This window comes from Pseudoalteromonas sp. PAB 2.2, from assembly GCF_001938575.1.
Classification (GTDB): domain Bacteria; phylum Pseudomonadota; class Gammaproteobacteria; order Enterobacterales; family Alteromonadaceae; genus Pseudoalteromonas; species Pseudoalteromonas lipolytica.
In genome coordinates this window covers 18,981-36,067 of the sequence record NZ_LYPI01000015.1, presented here as the reverse complement: position 1 = coordinate 36,067, position 17,087 = coordinate 18,981, and the positions used below count along the sequence as shown (strand labels likewise).

Sequence of the window (17,087 nt, the reverse complement as noted above, 5' to 3'; positions counted from 1 at the left end):
GAGTGGGAATCCAATGGGGAAATTTAAGCTAAGTGCATTAATGCTGGCAATGGTTGCAGCAAACAGTGCTATGGCAGCGAATGAAGCAGAACGCACATCTGCAAAGGAACTTGATCCTGAGCTTGAAGTAATCGAAGTGCGCGGCTTTAGTCGCAGTTTAATTCAATCATTAAACCAAAAACGTTTTAGTGACACCGTATCAGAGCAGTTATCTGCTGATGACTTAGGTGCACTTCCCGATGTATCTATGGCAGATGCATTAACACGACTACCGGGTATTTCGGCGGTACGAACAGGTGGCCAAGCTGCCGAAATTAATATTCGAGGTTTATCTGGTGGATTCGTGTTTTCGACTCTCAATGGTCGAGAGCAAGTATCGACCAGTGGTAGCCGTAGTATTGAGTTCGATCAGTATCCGTCTGAGTTAATTAGTTCGGCAGCTGTGTATAAGTCACCCAAAGCATCATTAATCGAAGGGGGCGTTGCCGGTACTGTTGAGTTACAAACAGCCAGCCCACTGGATAATGACCAGCAACACAAATTTACCGCTAATGTGCGCGGTATGTATAACGATCGTGCTTCAGAGGTTTTTGATGCCACTGAATATGGCGACCGTATTAGCTTTTCTTATCAGGGTAAGTTCTTTGATGATACCCTCGGTGTAGCGCTAGGTTATGCTCGCTTATTCCAACCTAGTGTTGCCACCCAGTTTATCGGTCTAGCATATAACGGTAATAAAGATGTTGACGGACTTGCAAATGACATCGATGGCCCTGCAGATAACCCCGCTAATGAATATATCAGTGAAGGTTTCGAGCTTCAGCATTTAGGTGGTGAAGAAACGCGTAATGGCTATTTAACATCGATTGAATGGGCACCAACCGATAACTTTAAACTGAAAGGTGATGCGTTTTTATCTCGTTTTGATAGCGAATCATTTGCCCGTGGTTTTCGGGTTAAATTTGGTGGCCCGTCAGCTGTCTATGCGAACCCCTTACTTGACGGCAATGCGGTAATCGGTGGAGCAATCAACCGCACATCAAATAGCTTTACCCGTGTTGAAATAGTCAATGATGATAATCAAGATTTTGATGAAGTTGATAGCTATGGAATTAACGCCGATTGGCAAGTAACCGAGCGCTTAAATGTCAATGCTGATGTGTCGTTATCACGCGCGAAGAGTAATTTCCGCAATGGCTTACTTTGGGCACTGGTGGCGGAAGACGCTACAATTGATAATCCGGTATTTGATACCAATGTGTCACTAAATTATCAATTAAACGGTCTTGATTTACCTGATATTGGTTTTAATCAAGCTGATGCATTCAGCGATATTGATCGCGTTATGCTTAGTAAATACGGCATTTACCCGTATGAAAATGAAGATGAAGTCAAAGCGTTCCGACTCGATTTTAAATATGAGTTAGAGAATAACTGGTTTAGCTCAATTGAATTTGGTGCGCGTTACTCAGACCGTGAATACAGCAATAATCGGTCAGTATTTGAGTACGGTAACGATGGCGCATTCTCAGCCACTCAACCTCCACTTCGTTTGACTGATGACATGACCACCGTGGTTGATTGGCAGGGTGAGTTTAGTTATTTCCCATCATACTTAGCGATAGATTTGGATAAAGCACTAAACGCGTGGTTCCCTAATGGCATCCCACAACCTGTTCAAACTTGGGGTAACGCTGAGGGGGTTGTTGATTTAGATGGTGATGGTGAGCCAGATACACAAGGTTATACCACTAACTACTCATGGACCATGCTACAAAGTGGTTCAGTGTATGAAGAAGTGGTATCAGCGTATCTCATGCTCAATATTGATACCGAAATTGGCAAACTGCCTGTCACAGGTAACATTGGTATTCGTCGTGTTGATACGGACCAATCAGCGACGGTGCTTGAAAACGTTGGGAGTGATCCACAACTCGGTGCGCAATACATTGTCGATGATAACGGCATTGTTAACGACCTTTATGCACCAAACATATTAGGCATTAAATACACAGACTACCTACCATCATTAAACCTTAACTTTAAAATCAGTGATGCAACGCAAATTCGTTTTGCTGCAGCAAAAGTGATGGCACGTGCTCCGATTAACCGTTTAGCGGGTGACGCCAGTGCATCGGTTAATAATGATGGCGAAATTAATGGTTCAAGTACGAATAACCCATTCTTAAAACCTTTCTATGCGAATCAATACGATATTTCTTATGAGCAATACTTTGAAGATACGGATGGTGCCTTAGTCGTGGCGGCGTTCTATAAGAATATTGATTCATTCATAGATACGATAGCTATTGAAAACTTTGATTTTAAAGGGAATGGCTTCAACGTCCCTGAGTACATTGTCGACCCTGTAAGCGGTGAGCAAATCGAAACCACTAATGGTGTGTACACAACTGCGGTTAACAATGCTAAAGGGGGGTATATTCGCGGGATTGAGCTTGCTTATACGCAAGTTTTCTCTTTCTTGCCATCACCGTTTGAAGGGCTAGGGATTAATGCCAGTTATTCGTATACCGAGAGTGAAGTGCAATCAATCACCGATTTAGGTGGTGATTCTGTTTCGCAAGACTTACCGGGTCTCTCAAACAACGTCTTTAACGGGACACTTTTTTACAGCTACGAAAACTTTGAAACACGCTTAAATGTGCGCTATCGCGATGATTTTGTCTCTGAGCAAGTTGCTGTCAATGAGCAAGTGGTGAACTTTGATGCGGAAACCGTTATCGATTTCCAAACATCGTATCAGTTCACAGATTCATTTGGCATGTTATTACAAGTGAATAACCTGACTGATGAGCCTACACAAAGCTACTTCGGTACAACCAGTAAAACAGGGACCACGCAATTCTTTGGTCGCCAATTTTACTTAGGTTTTACCTATAACCATTGATCAGTAAGCTGGAGATAATAATATGAAAATAATAGCTGATTTTAACCGCTTACTCATTACCTGTAGCATAGCGTTGCTAGCTGCATGTGGTGGTGGAGCTAGTAATGATATTGATTCAGGGCAAGTTTTATTGACCTGTAGCGTACCGCAGATCCCCAATGCAGCGGGTACTGAATGTGTTGATCCACCCCCGATTAATTGTCCGGCCCCAACTGTGCCTGATGAAAATAATGAGAGCTGTGTAGTTGGGGCTGATCCAACACTGCCTGATCCTGTGGTTTTTCCAGCGGGTGACGAAGCCATTTTGTTCTATAACCGTACCAGTGATGATGCTTATGAAGGGTATCGTTTGCACACGTGGAATAATGATGTGTGTGATGCATATGCAGCACCGTTTGATGCGACGGATTGGGCAAATGGTCATGAATACGATGGTATCGATCCGAACTATGGCGCGTACTGGATTGTAAAACTCAAAGACGGCTACAACGAGTGTGCCAACTTCATTGTACATATTGGTACTGAAGGTTCAGGCAAAGCGTTTGGTGATGTCGATTTAAAAATGCCATTGATGCAAGACGATGAAAAGTTCCAACGTATGAACTTTACCATTCATGGTGAACCATCAGTATTTGAATACCCAATTGTTAGCTTAGGTGAGCGTCCGGTGAGTATTTCTGGTGCGTCTGCGCATTGGATTGATCTTTCAACGGTGATTTATAAACCAAGCAATGAGCTTACGAGTATTATTAAATTGCACGCTTCAAGCAGTGCAGATTTAGCTGTCGATGAAGATACTGGTGAGTTAAATGGTCAAGTGGTTGAACTAACATCGACGTCTTTGAACGATGAGCAAGTAGCTAAAGTGCCACACCTTGCTGCATGGAATGCTTACCAAGGTAGCTGGGATGCAGCCGCTGCAAAAGAGCTGATTAAACACCAGTTGGTTGTGGCAGGCTATGATGCTGATGGCAAGCTAATTGAAGCAACTTATGTGCAAACCGCTAAAGCTCTCGATGACTTGTACACCAGCGGTGAAAGTGATGCCAATGAAGCACAACTAGGTGTGCATTACGCCAATAATGGCATTGATATCTCGGTATGGGCGCCTACTGCAAGCAATATGAAATTAGCGCTTTACGATGCTAATAAAACTGAGCTTGAACAACTTGCTATGACCTTTGATAGCACAACGGGTATTTGGTCTAGTAATGTCGATATCAGTCACGATCGCCATTACTACCGTTTTATGTTTGATGTTTATCATCCTACTACCAAGCAAATTGAACGTTTATGGAGCACAGATCCTTACTCTTTAAATGTTTCAACTAATGGTTTATACAGCCAACTAATTAATCTTGATGATGACGATACTAAACCGAGTGGCTGGGATGATCGTGTTGTACCAACCATTGATTACCCCGAACAAGCGGTGATTTACGAAGGCCATGTACGTGACTTTAGTGTTCGCGATGAAACGGTAAGTGAAGCAAACCGTGGTAAGTATCTTGCGTTTACTGAGCTTGATAGTGCGCCAATGCGACATCTTAAAAAGCTAGCTGATAATGGCTTAACACATTTCCACTTACTGCCACTGACAGATATTGGCACTATTGACGAAGATGCGAGCCAACGTGTAGATATTACAGCAACGTTAGGTGATTTATGTACACGCATTAACGATGATGCCGATGCATGTAAAACTGAAGATAAGAGCGCATTGATTATTGACCTAATGGCTTCATACCTACCGGGGTCTGATGATGCACAAGCACTTGCCAATGCAATGCGTGGTGTTGATAGTTTTAACTGGGGTTATGATCCGCATCACTTTATTGCCCCAGAAGGCTCTTACGCTTCATCGCCTGAAGGTATAGCACGAGTTAAAGAAACGCGTGCGATGATTCAGTCTTTACAAGAAATTGGTTTACGTGTCGTGCTTGATGTTGTTTATAACCACACCACGTCATCAGGTGTCTGGGATAAATCAGTCTTCGATAAACTGGTACCAGGTTATTACCACAGATATAACGAAATATCCGGTGATATCGAACGCTCAACTTGTTGTGAAAATACAGCAACAGAACATGTCATGATGGATAAGTTTGTTGCTGACTCTATGGTGATTCTAGCTCGTGATTTTGGTTACGATAGCTTCCGCTTTGATGTGATGGGGCATATGCCAAAAGCGTCAATTATGACGGCTCTTAGTGCAGTGCAAGCGGTTGACCCTGATACCTATTTCTACGGTGAAGGTTGGAACTTTGAGGAAGTAGCTGATAATCGATTGTTTGTGCAAGCTAAGCAAATAGATATGGCTGGCACAGAAGTCGGTACCTTTAATGACCGAATTCGTGAAGCAATTCGTGGTGGTGCTTTCTTTAGTAATAGTGCGACAGATGGCAACTTAGCCGAGCAAGATACGCTTCGCTTATCGCTTGCCGGTAACTTACAAAACTACATTCTTAAAGACTTTAAAGGCAATTCAGCAAAAGGCAGTAGCTTTAGTTGGAATACGCAGCCTGCAGCCTATGCACTGGACCCTGCTGATAGTATTAACTATGTCTCTAAGCATGATAACGAAACATTGTGGGATCAGCTGCAATATAAACACGGCAATAACCTAAATATTGAAGAGCGTGTGCGTATTCACAATATGGCTCTAGCGATGCCATTAATGAGCCAAGGTATTCCATTTATGCAAATGGGTGCGGATATGTTGCGTTCTAAATCAATGGATCGTAACAGCTATGATTCTGGCGATTGGTTCAATTTTGTTGATTTCAGTAAAGCAACTAATAACTGGAATGTCGGTTTACCACCGGCACAAGATAACCAAGCTAAATGGGGCGAAATCGCACCAATTTCAGCAAATACCAATGCGCAAGCGATGGCAAGCGACATTGAATATGCAAGTAATGTATTTACTGAGTTCTTATCAATTCGCAGTAGTAGTCCGCTATTTAGCCTAACCACGGAACAAGACATATTAGACCGCGTAGGTTTCCATAATATTGGAAAACGTCAACAGCAAGGTTTAGTGGTTATGAGCATTGATGATGGCGTTGGTTTGACGGACCTTGATAGCCAGTATGATGCGATTGTAGTGATTATGAATGGAACCGAGCAAAGCTTATCGCATACGATATCTACTGCCTACGGTTTTGAGTTACATCCTGTTTTAAAAGCGAGTGTTGATTCAAGTATGTCAGCAGCAAGCTTTATGACAGGTGAGGGGGAGGGGACTTTTACAGTTCCTGCTTACACGATTGCTGTGTTTGTGAAACCACAAGGTGTTACGCAAGGTGAAGGTCTAAGTGCTAATGCTACTGCGGGTGCACCAGATATCGTGCCATTCGGTAGTACAACCGTTTATGTTCGTGGCTCATTAAACGATTGGGGTACGGCAAACGGCTTTGACTATGTAGGTAATGGCGAATATAAAATTGCCATCCCACTTACAGCAGGTAGCTATGAGTTTAAAGTGGCATCTGAAGATTGGTCTACGGTTGATTTTGGTGCGCTTTCTGCAGATGTTGCTGAAGTGATTGAAGGTGAAGACGAGCCACTTGCACGCAGTGGGGCCAATATGACCTTTACTGCAACAATGGACGCTATCTATGTGTTCTCATTTGATGCAACCGACATCGAGAACCCAGTGCTTAAAGTGTATAACGAGGAGCCATTTGTGGGTACTTCAATCTATGTACGTGGTAATTTAAATGATTGGAGTACCAGTGACGAATTGATGTATCAAGGTAAAGGCGTTTACACCTTCACTAAGCAATTAATAGCTGGCAGCTATGAGTTCAAAGTAGCCTCTGGAGATTGGAAAACGGTGGATTATGGTTCAGGTGAAAGCAGTGCGGTTGTTACCGTAGGAACTGAGAAACTGCTTGCAGTGAAAGGTACAAACATGACTATCGACATTGCAAGGGATGGCCAATATCAGTTTGTATTTGATGCTAGCAACCTTGAAGAGCCACTCATGACCGTGTTTAACGCAGAAATGTTTGGTGAAACCCCTGTCTATCTGCGTGGAAGTATGAACAATTGGGATCCAGTTAACCTATTAACCTATGCAGGCGATGCTATATATAGTACGACAATAGCACTCGATGTTGACGATTATGAATTCAAAGTTGCGTCTAGTGACTGGAACACAGTGAATTTAGGTGGTAGTGGTGAATCGCCACTCGCTGTTCTTGGCGAAGCGGCCTCGTTAGAAGCTGTCGGTGCCAATATCTCATTGAGTATTACACAGGCGGGTAACTATCGTTTTACAGTGCAAGGACCTGATCTGAATAAACTAACAGTAATGGTTGAAGCTGTGGAATAGCTTTCCCTGCAGTACCCTTAAGCCGGGCTTTGCTCGGCTTTTTTTATTTTTATTGAAGCAGAGCTGAAGATTGTTTATGGTGATAAATCACCTATAAAGGAGCCTGTGATGTCAGAAACAAGTATATTGAGCGCCCGCTTTAATCCTAAAGTAAAACAGTATTGGTTATTACTGGGTATGTTTACCTGTGTGATTAGTATGATAGGTATTCCTTTTATCCCTATTGTTGCTCTTATTATTTGGCTGGTGGCAGGGCGTATTCTAGCCGCTATGTCGGCACAGCTATTAACGCGAAAACTGGTGGTTAAACGAGGTGTGTTCTTCAAAGAAGAAAAATCAATACCGCTTGAAAAAATCACTGATGTGGCATTAAGCCAAGGGCCTTTAATGCGTCAGTTTGGTTTGTACCGACTCAGCTTCGAAACGGCTGGGCAATCTGGGCAGGGGGCTTTGGTGTCTTTACTCGGCGTGATTGATGCTGCTGAATTTCGTGAAGCCATCCTAAAGCAAAAGGATGAAATAAGCCAAACAAGCGCTAAGGCTGAGCCACAATCTGAGGATAGCCAGTTAGCGCTTTTGCGTTCACTGACCTATAGCGTAAAAAACATTGAGCAAATGTTAGTTACGCTATTAGATGAAAAGCGTTAAACAGATTGCAACGTTGTGCTTCCAGCTTTTAGCGTAAAGGCTTTTTTGCGATCATTGAGCATGGTGTAACTGGCCGTTTTAATACTGCTTACAAATTGCCATTCTGCATGCGCTTGCTGTTCGGTGAAAGTGACTGTTAAATAACCGCGTTCAACTAGGTTATTATAGGCCAAGTCATTAACCAGTAATGCGATCACTTGTTCCATCTGTGCAACTGTATCGGCTGACTGGCTGTTGAGTGCCAAATAGTTTTCAAGGCCAGGTGATGATACAGAAGACGTTGCAAACTCAACGCCGGCAGTGTGTGACGCTGCAAACGGATTACTCGCATCGGTAACGAGTTGGCCTGCCCATGCATTGTGAGTGTCGCCAGCGAGGACCACGAGGTTCTTCTCTGCAGTGATTGCCGTGCCAAGTATCACTTCTCTCTCGTAAGCATAACCATCCCATGCATCTAGGTTATAAGGTGCTGTTGTTTCTACCCGTGCTCGTTCTTGTGCTGTCACACTTGGATCCCCCGCTAAAATGCGTCCTTTAATTTGCGCAAGTTCGCTGAATAATACATTGGCTTTTGCAAGTAACTCACTGGGATCATTGCCTCCGGCTTGTGCTATTTGAATTGACATTAATAGTTGCAGTATTTCAAAAGGTAAGTGCATTTTAGTCATTAATACTTGCTGACCCAGTACTTGCCATTGTGTTGTTGCCGTACTTAACCCATCGGTAAGCCAAGTGAGTTGCTCGTTTCCTAATAGGGCTCTCGATGGTGAACTGATTGCAGCGGCAAAATCGCTTTGTCCTTGTGCACTTGTTAAATCAAAGTCGGCATAGTTTAGTTGTTCATCACGGGCTAAAACACGCGTATCGAGCATGTGCAATGACACTAAATTACCAAATTCAAAACGGCGATAAATTCGTTCTTTATCGGCGACATTGCGTATTGGCATCCATTCAAAATAGGCTTGTAAGGCGTGCAGCTTACGTTCGGTAAAATCGCCTTCTCCTTCGTTATGGTTTTCAGCTCCATTTTTCCACGTGTCGTTGGTAATTTCGTGGTCGTCCCACACCGTTATAAATGCGCAATTACCGTGTGCGGCTTGTAAGTCTTTATCTGTACGGTAATGGGCATAGCGTTTGCGGTAATCAGTAAGCGAAATAATTTCTTCACTGTTATCATTGGGCAGTAAGCGTCCAAGTAAGGCTGCATCCTCTGTGGCATAGCCGTTATTACCGTATTCGTAAATGTAATCACCCAAATGCAGTACCGCATCTAAATCGGTTTGCTTAGCTATTTCACCATACACATGGAAAAAGCCTGCGGGGTAGTTGGCACATGACACAACTGCAAATTTTACTTGCTCAATGGTGCCCGTAGGGAGTGTTTTACCTTTCCCAATAGGTGATGTTTTGCCATTACTTATAAAGCGGAAATAATAGGTGGTGTTTGCAGTTAATCCTTGTAGATCAACTTTTAAGGTGAAATCAGTTGCCGCTGTTACGTCGGTCTCGCCATCGTGGCTAATCGTGTCAAAATTAGCATCGGTAGATGCTTGCCACTTGACTTTAATACTGGAGGTTGCGGTATCAAGAGGCGTAACGCGGGTCCAAATTATAAGGCTATCGGCCAGTGGGTCACCACTTGCAACGCCATGGTCAAAACTGACATGGGTGCTGACATCTTCATCGTCGTCTAAAGTGCAGCCCGTTAAGCCTAAAGATAAAACGGCGACCCCAAATCCGGCCGCCGATGCTTTTAAAAAATGTCTTCGTGTAAATGTCATTGCTCTGTACCTGTTAATAGAAAAGTAAGAGCTTATCCGACCAGTGTTACTGTTCTGTGAAGCTAAAAAACGTGGCAGATTTGTTCAGCATTACACGTAATTACTGTGACATTTTCGTAACCTACGCGGGTTAGTGCTTCAGCACTGAGTGTGGCCCGGGCGCTACTTGCACAGTGCAAATAGATTGGCCGAGCAGGGTCTTTTTCAATTTCCATTAGTTTCATTTCAAGCACACCGCGCGGGATATTAATCGCACCTGTTGCGGCTTTTGTGGCATGCTCGGCGGGCTCACGTACATCAATCAATAAACCATGATTTTCGCTTAATTCTTGTTTTGCTTGCTCTGCACTAATGCGGCGCTGATTAGGGGCAACAATTTTCATTAGGTCAGGAATTGGGGTTAGCATACTAATCCTCCATGCCAAGTTTGCGTAATAGGGTGATCATAGGACACCACTTAGTGAATGCCGATTGAATTAAGTTTAGAGCAATAAATACCGTAAACCAAATCCACATAGGATTGTGAAACTGTTGGAGCAACAATGAAATACAGATCATTACACCAGCAATAAGGCGGAGCGCGTCATTTAGTTTCATAATTAAACCTCAATAACAAAGGGTGATGTAATTAATATATTAGAAAAATCTACATTAGTAAATTCTAATATTAGACTTTTCTAATATATCTATCTATACTTTACGGGTATTTAAGAATATAGAGTGGTGTGATTATGAACATCGATTTTGCGGCAATGGCCGACAATGTTGAACAAGCAGAGCAAATATTAAAGATCTTAGCGAATAAAAATCGCTTGATGATTCTATGCTCATTGCAAGAGGGAGAACTGAGTGTCAGTGAGCTTAATGAAGCGGTTCCTCTGGCACAGTCTGCTTTGTCTCAGCATTTAGCTGCACTCAGAAAAGCTGAAATTGTGGCGACTCGTCGTGAAAGCCAAACAATTTACTATCGTGTCGTTGATAAAAGTGTGATGGCTATTTTAGAAACACTTCATGGTTTATTTTGTAAAGGTAGTTAAGGGATGAATGCTATCGATAATGCCGTAAAAAATAGCTTAAGTGGGCGAATTCCAGTCATTATTTTTATAATGGCGATACTGCTTGGTCTCATGGCGCTAAAGCAAACACCACGCGAAGAGGAACCACAAATAGTGGTGCCCATGCTCGATATTTATGTTGCTGCCCCGAATGTTGAAGCCCCAGAAGTCGCTCGGTTAGTGACAGAACCATTAGAAAAGCTATTAGCGCAATTAACCGGTGTTGAACACATCTACTCGACGACACACAGTAATAATGCCGTGGTTACATTGCGCTTTGAAGTGGGCCATGATCGCGAAAAAGCGATACTCGATACGTATGCCAAGCTTTACAGTTACCAGCACACTATGGCGTCAGTGATTACATCGTGGCAAATTCGCCCCGTTGAGGTGAATGATGTGCCAATTGTGATGCTTGGGTTGTTCAGCAAAGACCCAAAACTCTATGATGACTACCAGTTAACGCGTTTTGCGAATGAAATTGCCACAAGCTTACAGCGCATTGAAAATACCAGCGAAGTCAAAGTGATAGCAGGTCGAACTCGGCAGCTCACTATCGACCTTGATGCCAGTGCATTAGCGGCACACCAAACCACCTTAAACGACGTATATTATGCCCTCAAGGTGTCTAACCAGCTAGTTAATGTTGGCAGTGTTGTAGATGGTAAACAGCACATTGCTTTGCAAGTGGGGGATGTATTACGTACTCAGTCGGCAATTGAACACCTCGTTGTTAACGTAGTAAATGGTAAAAGTGTTTATTTGAATGATGTGGCGACTGTCGCCGATGGTCCCAGCGAAGCCCAAAGTTATCAATGGCTTGCTCAGTCAGATACTGAGCAGCAACTGCCATTAGTGACGATTAGTGTTGCCAAGCAAGCAGGCACAAATGCGGTGGCTGTTGCGAATCAAGTGCATGATGTGATGAACCAGCTATCGGTGACATTATTGCCTGATGAAGTTGGCTACACGGTACTGCGTGACTATGGCCGAACTGCCAATGAAAAAGTGAATAACCTCACTTCTAGTTTGGTGTTTGCAGTATTTACAGTGGTTATTTTTGTTGGCGTGTTTTTAGGCTGGCGACCCGCTATTGTGGTCGGTCTTGCGGTGCCTATTTGCTACGGTATTACTTTAACGCTCGATTTCGTATTTGGGTATACCATTAACCGAGTAACACTGTTTGCACTGATTTTATCTCTGGGCTTACTTGTTGATGATCCTATTACAGGAATCGACAATATCAGCCGTTTTATAACTAAAAAAGGTGATAAAAAACAAAATATTGTTGATGCCATGAGTGAAATTAGAGTGGCTCTATTTATGTCGACTCTAACCATTATGGTGGCATTCATTCCGCTTGCGTTTATTACTGGCATGATGGGCCCTTACATGGCACCTATGGCATTCAATGTGCCTGTTAGTGTAATGGTTTCAACTATGGTGGCGTTTTTTGTGACGCCATGGCTGGCCATGAAATTACTCAAAGCCCCCGTTGATGACAACATGCAATTAGAGGCCAACCCTCATAGTTTATATGAGCGTATTTTGTCGCCATTACTTGAATCTAAAGGCCGTGCAAAACTAGTACTATGGACCACCTTAGGGTTGTTTATCGCCAGTGCCATGCTGCCAGTAATGCGCGCTGTCCCATTAAAGTTGCTACCGTTTGATAATAAAAACGAACTCCAAGTCTTAATCGATATGCCAGAAGGCACCAGTCTTGAGCAAACAGCCGCTTTTACCCGAAAAGTGCAATCGGTCACTTGGCAATTAAATGAAGTGAGCGAAGCCGCAGCGTATGTCGGCCAGCCATCAAGCATGGACTTTAATGGTATGGTCCGTGGGTATTACCGAAGAGAAGCCGCAAACCTTGCTGAGCTTAGAGTATTACTACTTGATAAAACCGAGCGTGACCATCAATCTCATGGTGTGGTTATGCGCTTACGTGCTGCATTAGCCCCTCTGGCAACCGAGGGTATTGTGCTAAAAGTGGTTGAAGTACCGCCAGGGCCTCCTGTCCTAAGCACCTTGGTGGCCGAAGTATACAGTGATCCATTTGTTGATACACACACGCACCATCAGGCTGCAGCTGCTGTTGCAAATAGACTTAAACAAGAACCGCATGTAGTCGAAGTTGATACCAGTATGGCTGCCAGTGCGCCATTACAACGCTTCATAACGGATAAAACCAAAGCGTCGTTATCGGCTGTTTCAACCCAAGATATCGCACACGCTTTAGCGATTGCCTCGCACGGCCAAAATGTTGGTGTGCTGTATGTTAGTGGAGAAACTAACCCTGTCGCTATTAAATTGCAGCTACCATATCAAGATCGTAACCAATTTGCTCAGTTACTCGCATTGCAAGTTCGTGGCGACAGAGAGCTTGCAAAAACCAGCGATGAGTTTGGGCTGCAAAGTGCGCCACGCCCGCTGGTGGCATTATCTGAGTTAGGGGCATTTAAATATCGCGATGTTGCAAAACCGATTATGCGTAAAGATCAGCGAAATGTGATTTACGTCATGGCTGAACTCAATGGCCGGACACCCGCTGAGGTAATTGCCGATGTTAATGCAGATTTAGCTGTTAGCAGTAATGCGTTCAAGCAAAGTGATTGGCAAAGCAGGCATTTTTTTAGTAACGGTGGCACCGCGTCATGGCAATTACCTGCGGGGACAGAGGTCACTTTCAGTGGTGAAGGTGAATGGCGCATAACCATTGATGTATTCCGTGACATGGGGATTGCGTTTGCGTTTGCATTAACGGCCATTTTTATCATTCTGCGTATTCAAACACACTCTGCCAGTTTGTCACTGATTATTATGTCGGCTATTCCCTTGACGGTCATTGGTATCATGCCGGGTTTTTGGTTATTGAATCAATTTGGTGAGCGCAGTATTGCTGGCGCCCCTGAGCCTGTGCTGTTCACTGCAACGGCCATGATAGGCATGATTGCGCTTGCGGGGATAGTTGTGCGTAACTCACTTATTTTAGTTGAGTTTATTAATCAAGCGCGCGGGCAAGGTATGGCTATTAAAGAAGCACTTATTGCAGCGGGTACTGTGCGTATGCGGCCTGTTTTACTGACCGCAGGCACCACTTTATTAGGTAACTTGGTAATCACTTTAGACCCTGTGTTCAGTGGCCTAGCGATTGCGATTATTTTTGGTATTGTGGCATCAACACTGTTCTCATTGTTTGTTGTGCCACTGGTTTATTATTTAGTGTTTGCAAAGGATGCAGCCAAAGAGGAACACGCTCATGCAGGGTAAATCGAAACTAATTGGTTCAATTATCGCGTTAATGGTCATTATTGTTGCGGTACTTTACATGGCTGGCAGCTTTTCTGATAAACAAGCCCCAGGCATAAAAAATCCCGCGGCGAGTGAGTACGCAGGTCAGTTACTAACCGTGACATTGGCTGATATTGCACGTGATGAAATTGTGCCAGGGACCGTTATTGCTAAGCAAAATACCCAAATATCATCGCGCGTTATGGCGCAAGTTGAACGTTTAAATGTGCGTGCTGGTGACACTGTGCGCCAAGGTGATGTATTAATTACCTTACAACAAGACGATTTTAAAGCACAGCTTGCTCAAAGTGACGCACAAATTAATGCTATTAATGCCTCGCTTACCCAAGCTGAAAAGCAGCTCAAGCGAGTTAATGACCTTTTCAAACAAGGTTTAGTGTCAGTCAGTGATTATGATGATGCGAAAGCAAGGTTTGATAATTTAAGCGCAAATCTAACCATTGCTAAGCAGCAGCAAACTCAAGCGCAAGTGGCATTGAGTTTTACAAAAATTAAAGCGCCTATTTCAGGCGTGGTCGTAGAGCGATTTGCTGAACCGGGTGATACCGCTACTCCGGGCAAACCGTTACTTGCGCTTTATAACCCACAACAATTGCAATTGGCGTTTAATGTCAGGGAGCAGCAAGCTATTAAGTTGGCTGTTGGGCAAACATTAACAGTAACGCTTCCAGCATTATCGACATCTATGAGCGCAACGGTAACCGAAATTGTTCCCGTAGCTGATAGCGCAGCCCGCAGTATGGAAATCCGCTTAGAAACGCAGGCTCAAATAGGGTTAATGCCGGGATTGTATGCGCAATTACGTTTACCATTGGTCACTGCCAAAGGCGTATTGATTGACCCAAGCTGGGTGCATCAATATGGTCAATTAAGTATGGTGTATGTGAAAGAAGGCGGTCATATTGTGCGTCGCTACGTACGCTTAGGCGAAATGGTGCGTAATAAGCAGCACATCGTTACAGGCTTAAACCCTGGTGATGTGCTGGCTGTTGATTTTGAGCTTAAATAAAGGTTGCTATCTCGTCCAGTGGCTTTTTCACTAAGGCATGCTCAGGCAGGGTTGCATCAGCACTCGGGTAGCCTGCGATAAGGAGCATATAAGGGCGTTCGTTATCTTTATCTCGACCACAAATCTCGGTTAAAAAGCTCATTGGTTTTGGCGTATGCGTTAGTGTGGCAAGTCCTGCTCTGTGCAGGGCTTGAATCAAAAAGCCTGTGGCAAGGCCGACAGATTCATGCACATAATAGTTGGTGTTTTTGTCATCGGATGTAATACCGCCTTTCTTTTGACTGAATACAGCAATCAGCCAAGGGGCATGCTCAAGGTAGGGTTTACTGGCATCGGTGCCAAGTGGTTTTAGAGCGTTCAGCCATTCTTCGCCAGCACGGCCTTCGTAAAAGGAGCGTTCCAGTTTTTCTGCCGCATCACGAATTTGTTTTTTAACGTCATGACTGTGTATCGCAACAAAGTGCCAAGGTTGATGGTTTGCGCCACTCGGTGCAGTACCTGCGGCTTTAATACAGGTTGCAATTATTTCTTTTGGTACTGGGCGGTCACTAAAACTGCGAATACTGTGTCGTCGCTGACTCACGGCTAAAAATTCTTCTGCACGCTTGAGCATTTCGTCATGAGGGTATTCAATAAAATCATTGAGTGGCTTATTTTTGTGTTCTTGCATGGCTTTTCGCTTCTTATCTGTTAATGATGTCATCACATTATAGTTGTGTATGCAGGTTTCGGCGGTAGTCTTCTAACTCATTACTTAACCAGTCTTTTGATGTAAGTAACGTGCCATTGCTAAGTCTGACTTTATAGGGCTTACCGCTCCATGAACTTTTACTGGCGAGATTCTCTATAAACTTTTCGGCGGTTTTAGCGTAACGAGTTGCTTTACTGTATTTCATCGCCAAGTGCTCGGCGGCATCTTTACTTGAATGTTCGGTCCCGTTGCGAATAAAAATAGCATCGCTCTGCGCCACAAAATCTATTAAATGATTAATCTCTTGCTCTGCAGTGTTGGCATAACTTAATTGACTAACAGATAGTAACATCAGGCTCAGTAGCCAATATCCTTTGATCATTACTTTCATTGTGCTTCTTGCTCTATCGTGAGGGTTGCAATTATGGGATTGTGATCTGAACTTTCAAGCTCAGGTACAACCGTTGTTTCTATTTTGACACCACGTACCCACACTTGGTCAAGTGCTAATCCAAATGCTTTGGTGCGTTTATCGTCTAAATAGATGGCTTCATGTAAACCAAGGTTTTTGAGTGTTTGTGTGACGAGTTGTTGTCTTTCATCACTCCAGGTGTTGAGGTCGCCAGCAAATATAATGGGGCCGGTGTGATGGCGCATAATGTCTGCGGCATCATCGAGTTGTTGTTTTAAGTCGCTAATGCCCAAGGTAAAGTTTATAGCGTGTAGGTTAACACTGAGTAATAACTGTTGATTTGGTAAGGCATATTCAACGATATTGGTCGCTTTTGGGCTGCGCAGCCACGGTTCTACATGCGTTAATGTACAGTGTACGGTAGCTGGCCAGCGGCTTAAGGTCATGACACCAGATTGCACGTTACCACTTTTATAGCCTTTGGCAAAACGCCAATAAGGCTTTAGATTGGTTAGGGTGGAGTCTTTAATGGCTTCTTGTAATAAGACAATATCTGCACTCTCATTGAGTGTGTTTAAGTCGTTGAGTAAGCCGTCAATTTGGGCTTTATAAATATTCCAACTGAGCAGTTCAAATTGATATGGCAATATATAGTGTCCCGCATAAGTTTGCAGACGGCTTTGTGCTAATTGTTGCTGGCAGCCAGCTAAATTAGCCGCCGTTTTTGTGATCCCTTGTTGTTCATCAGAAAGTGGCTCACTTGAAAGACTGTGCCAAGATAATAAACTCAAAAACAATAAGTGCAGATACGATGCCATAATGCCCCTAAATTGCTGACCTAACCGTTAGTTGAAGACAACTTAAGTTTAGTTCAAAGTAAGCATGCTAAAAAAGAGATGCTTTTCTGGTACTCAATCACATATAAACAC

At 43.6% G+C, this 17,087-nt stretch carries 12 protein-coding genes; 6 read left to right on the top strand and 6 right to left on the bottom strand.

Annotated elements, in window-relative coordinates:
* Positions 1-13: 13 nt before the first annotated feature.
* The 3 genes from BWD47_RS14120 (at position 14) to BWD47_RS14110 (ending at position 7,895) form a co-directional block, all read left to right on the top strand.
* Entirely contained in the window at positions 14-2,908 is a 2,895-nt protein-coding gene (locus BWD47_RS14120) for a TonB-dependent receptor (RefSeq protein ID WP_036974081.1), read from the top strand.
* 22 nt (positions 2,909-2,930) lie between these two features.
* A complete protein-coding gene (locus BWD47_RS14115; protein WP_075594162.1) occupies positions 2,931-7,247 on the top strand; it encodes an alpha-1,6-glucosidase domain-containing protein in 4,317 nt (1,438 codons plus the stop codon).
* Positions 7,248-7,355: 108 nt separating this feature from the next.
* Positions 7,356-7,895 carry a PH domain-containing protein gene (locus tag BWD47_RS14110; protein WP_036974075.1) on the top strand — a complete coding sequence of 180 codons (540 nt, stop codon included), beginning with the start codon at positions 7,356-7,358 and terminating at the stop codon, positions 7,893-7,895.
* Here the strand turns inward: BWD47_RS14110 and BWD47_RS14105 are convergent.
* The 3 genes from BWD47_RS14105 to BWD47_RS14095 all read right to left on the bottom strand — a co-directional run bounded on the left by BWD47_RS14105 (position 7,892) and on the right by BWD47_RS14095 (position 10,273).
* Positions 7,892-9,676: an alkaline phosphatase gene (locus tag BWD47_RS14105; protein WP_075594161.1), complete on the bottom strand. Its 1,785-nt coding sequence runs from the start codon at positions 9,674-9,676 to the stop codon at positions 7,892-7,894. The two genes, BWD47_RS14110 and BWD47_RS14105, sit on opposite strands and share 4 nt — an antisense overlap.
* A 62-nt stretch (positions 9,677-9,738) precedes the next feature.
* A complete protein-coding gene (locus BWD47_RS14100) occupies positions 9,739-10,083 on the bottom strand; it encodes a rhodanese-like domain-containing protein (protein ID WP_036974070.1) in 345 nt (114 codons plus the stop codon).
* 1 nt (position 10,084) lies between these two features.
* A complete protein-coding gene (locus BWD47_RS14095) occupies positions 10,085-10,273 on the bottom strand; it encodes a DUF2892 domain-containing protein (RefSeq protein WP_036974067.1) in 189 nt (62 codons plus the stop codon).
* Between the two features lie 134 nt (positions 10,274-10,407).
* On the opposite strand from BWD47_RS14095, the gene BWD47_RS14090 reads away from it, so the two are divergent.
* The 3 genes from BWD47_RS14090 to BWD47_RS14080 are packed head-to-tail and all read left to right on the top strand — an operon-like array spanning position 10,408 to position 15,055.
* Complete coding sequence (locus BWD47_RS14090; RefSeq protein ID WP_036974065.1) at positions 10,408-10,713, top strand: metalloregulator ArsR/SmtB family transcription factor; 306 nt, start codon at positions 10,408-10,410, stop codon at positions 10,711-10,713.
* A 3-nt stretch (positions 10,714-10,716) separates the two neighbouring features.
* On the top strand, positions 10,717-14,004 hold the full coding sequence (locus BWD47_RS14085) for an efflux RND transporter permease subunit (RefSeq protein ID WP_075594160.1): 3,288 nt from the start codon (positions 10,717-10,719) through the stop codon (positions 14,002-14,004).
* A complete protein-coding gene (locus BWD47_RS14080) occupies positions 13,994-15,055 on the top strand; it encodes an efflux RND transporter periplasmic adaptor subunit (protein WP_075594159.1) in 1,062 nt (353 codons plus the stop codon). Before BWD47_RS14085 ends, BWD47_RS14080 begins: the two co-directional genes overlap by 11 nt.
* Here BWD47_RS14080 and BWD47_RS14075 read toward each other — a convergent pair.
* The 3 genes from BWD47_RS14075 to BWD47_RS14065 are packed head-to-tail and all read right to left on the bottom strand — an operon-like array spanning position 15,048 to position 16,976.
* Positions 15,048-15,725: a nitroreductase family protein gene (locus BWD47_RS14075; RefSeq protein WP_036974058.1), complete on the bottom strand. Its 678-nt coding sequence runs from the start codon at positions 15,723-15,725 to the stop codon at positions 15,048-15,050. The genes BWD47_RS14080 and BWD47_RS14075 overlap by 8 nt on opposite strands.
* A gap of 37 nt (positions 15,726-15,762) precedes the next feature.
* Positions 15,763-16,137 carry a DUF5329 domain-containing protein gene (locus BWD47_RS14070; protein WP_036974056.1) on the bottom strand — a complete coding sequence of 125 codons (375 nt, stop codon included), beginning with the start codon at positions 16,135-16,137 and terminating at the stop codon, positions 15,763-15,765.
* Positions 16,134-16,976, bottom strand: coding sequence for an endonuclease/exonuclease/phosphatase family protein (locus BWD47_RS14065; protein WP_065978371.1), 843 nt, complete (start codon positions 16,974-16,976; stop codon positions 16,134-16,136). The genes BWD47_RS14070 and BWD47_RS14065 overlap by 4 nt, the downstream gene beginning before the upstream one ends.
* Positions 16,977-17,087 lie beyond the last annotated feature (111 nt).

Bases quoted from the DNA above. Each gene is read 5' to 3' on its own strand.
- BWD47_RS14120 (WP_036974081.1), top strand. From the start codon at position 14: ATGGGGAAATTTAAGCTAAGTGCATTAATGCTGGCAATGGTTGCAGCA.
- BWD47_RS14115 (WP_075594162.1), top strand. From the start codon at position 2,931: ATGAAAATAATAGCTGATTTTAACCGCTTACTCATTACCTGTAGCATA.
- BWD47_RS14110 (WP_036974075.1), top strand. From the start codon at position 7,356: ATGTCAGAAACAAGTATATTGAGCGCCCGCTTTAATCCTAAAGTAAAA.
- BWD47_RS14105 (WP_075594161.1), bottom strand. From the start codon at position 9,676: ATGACATTTACACGAAGACATTTTTTAAAAGCATCGGCGGCCGGATTT.
- BWD47_RS14100 (WP_036974070.1), bottom strand. From the start codon at position 10,083: ATGCTAACCCCAATTCCTGACCTAATGAAAATTGTTGCCCCTAATCAG.
- BWD47_RS14095 (WP_036974067.1), bottom strand. From the start codon at position 10,273: ATGAAACTAAATGACGCGCTCCGCCTTATTGCTGGTGTAATGATCTGT.
- BWD47_RS14090 (WP_036974065.1), top strand. From the start codon at position 10,408: ATGAACATCGATTTTGCGGCAATGGCCGACAATGTTGAACAAGCAGAG.
- BWD47_RS14085 (WP_075594160.1), top strand. From the start codon at position 10,717: ATGAATGCTATCGATAATGCCGTAAAAAATAGCTTAAGTGGGCGAATT.
- BWD47_RS14080 (WP_075594159.1), top strand. From the start codon at position 13,994: ATGCAGGGTAAATCGAAACTAATTGGTTCAATTATCGCGTTAATGGTC.
- BWD47_RS14075 (WP_036974058.1), bottom strand. From the start codon at position 15,725: ATGCAAGAACACAAAAATAAGCCACTCAATGATTTTATTGAATACCCT.
- BWD47_RS14070 (WP_036974056.1), bottom strand. From the start codon at position 16,137: ATGAAAGTAATGATCAAAGGATATTGGCTACTGAGCCTGATGTTACTA.
- BWD47_RS14065 (WP_065978371.1), bottom strand. From the start codon at position 16,976: ATGGCATCGTATCTGCACTTATTGTTTTTGAGTTTATTATCTTGGCAC.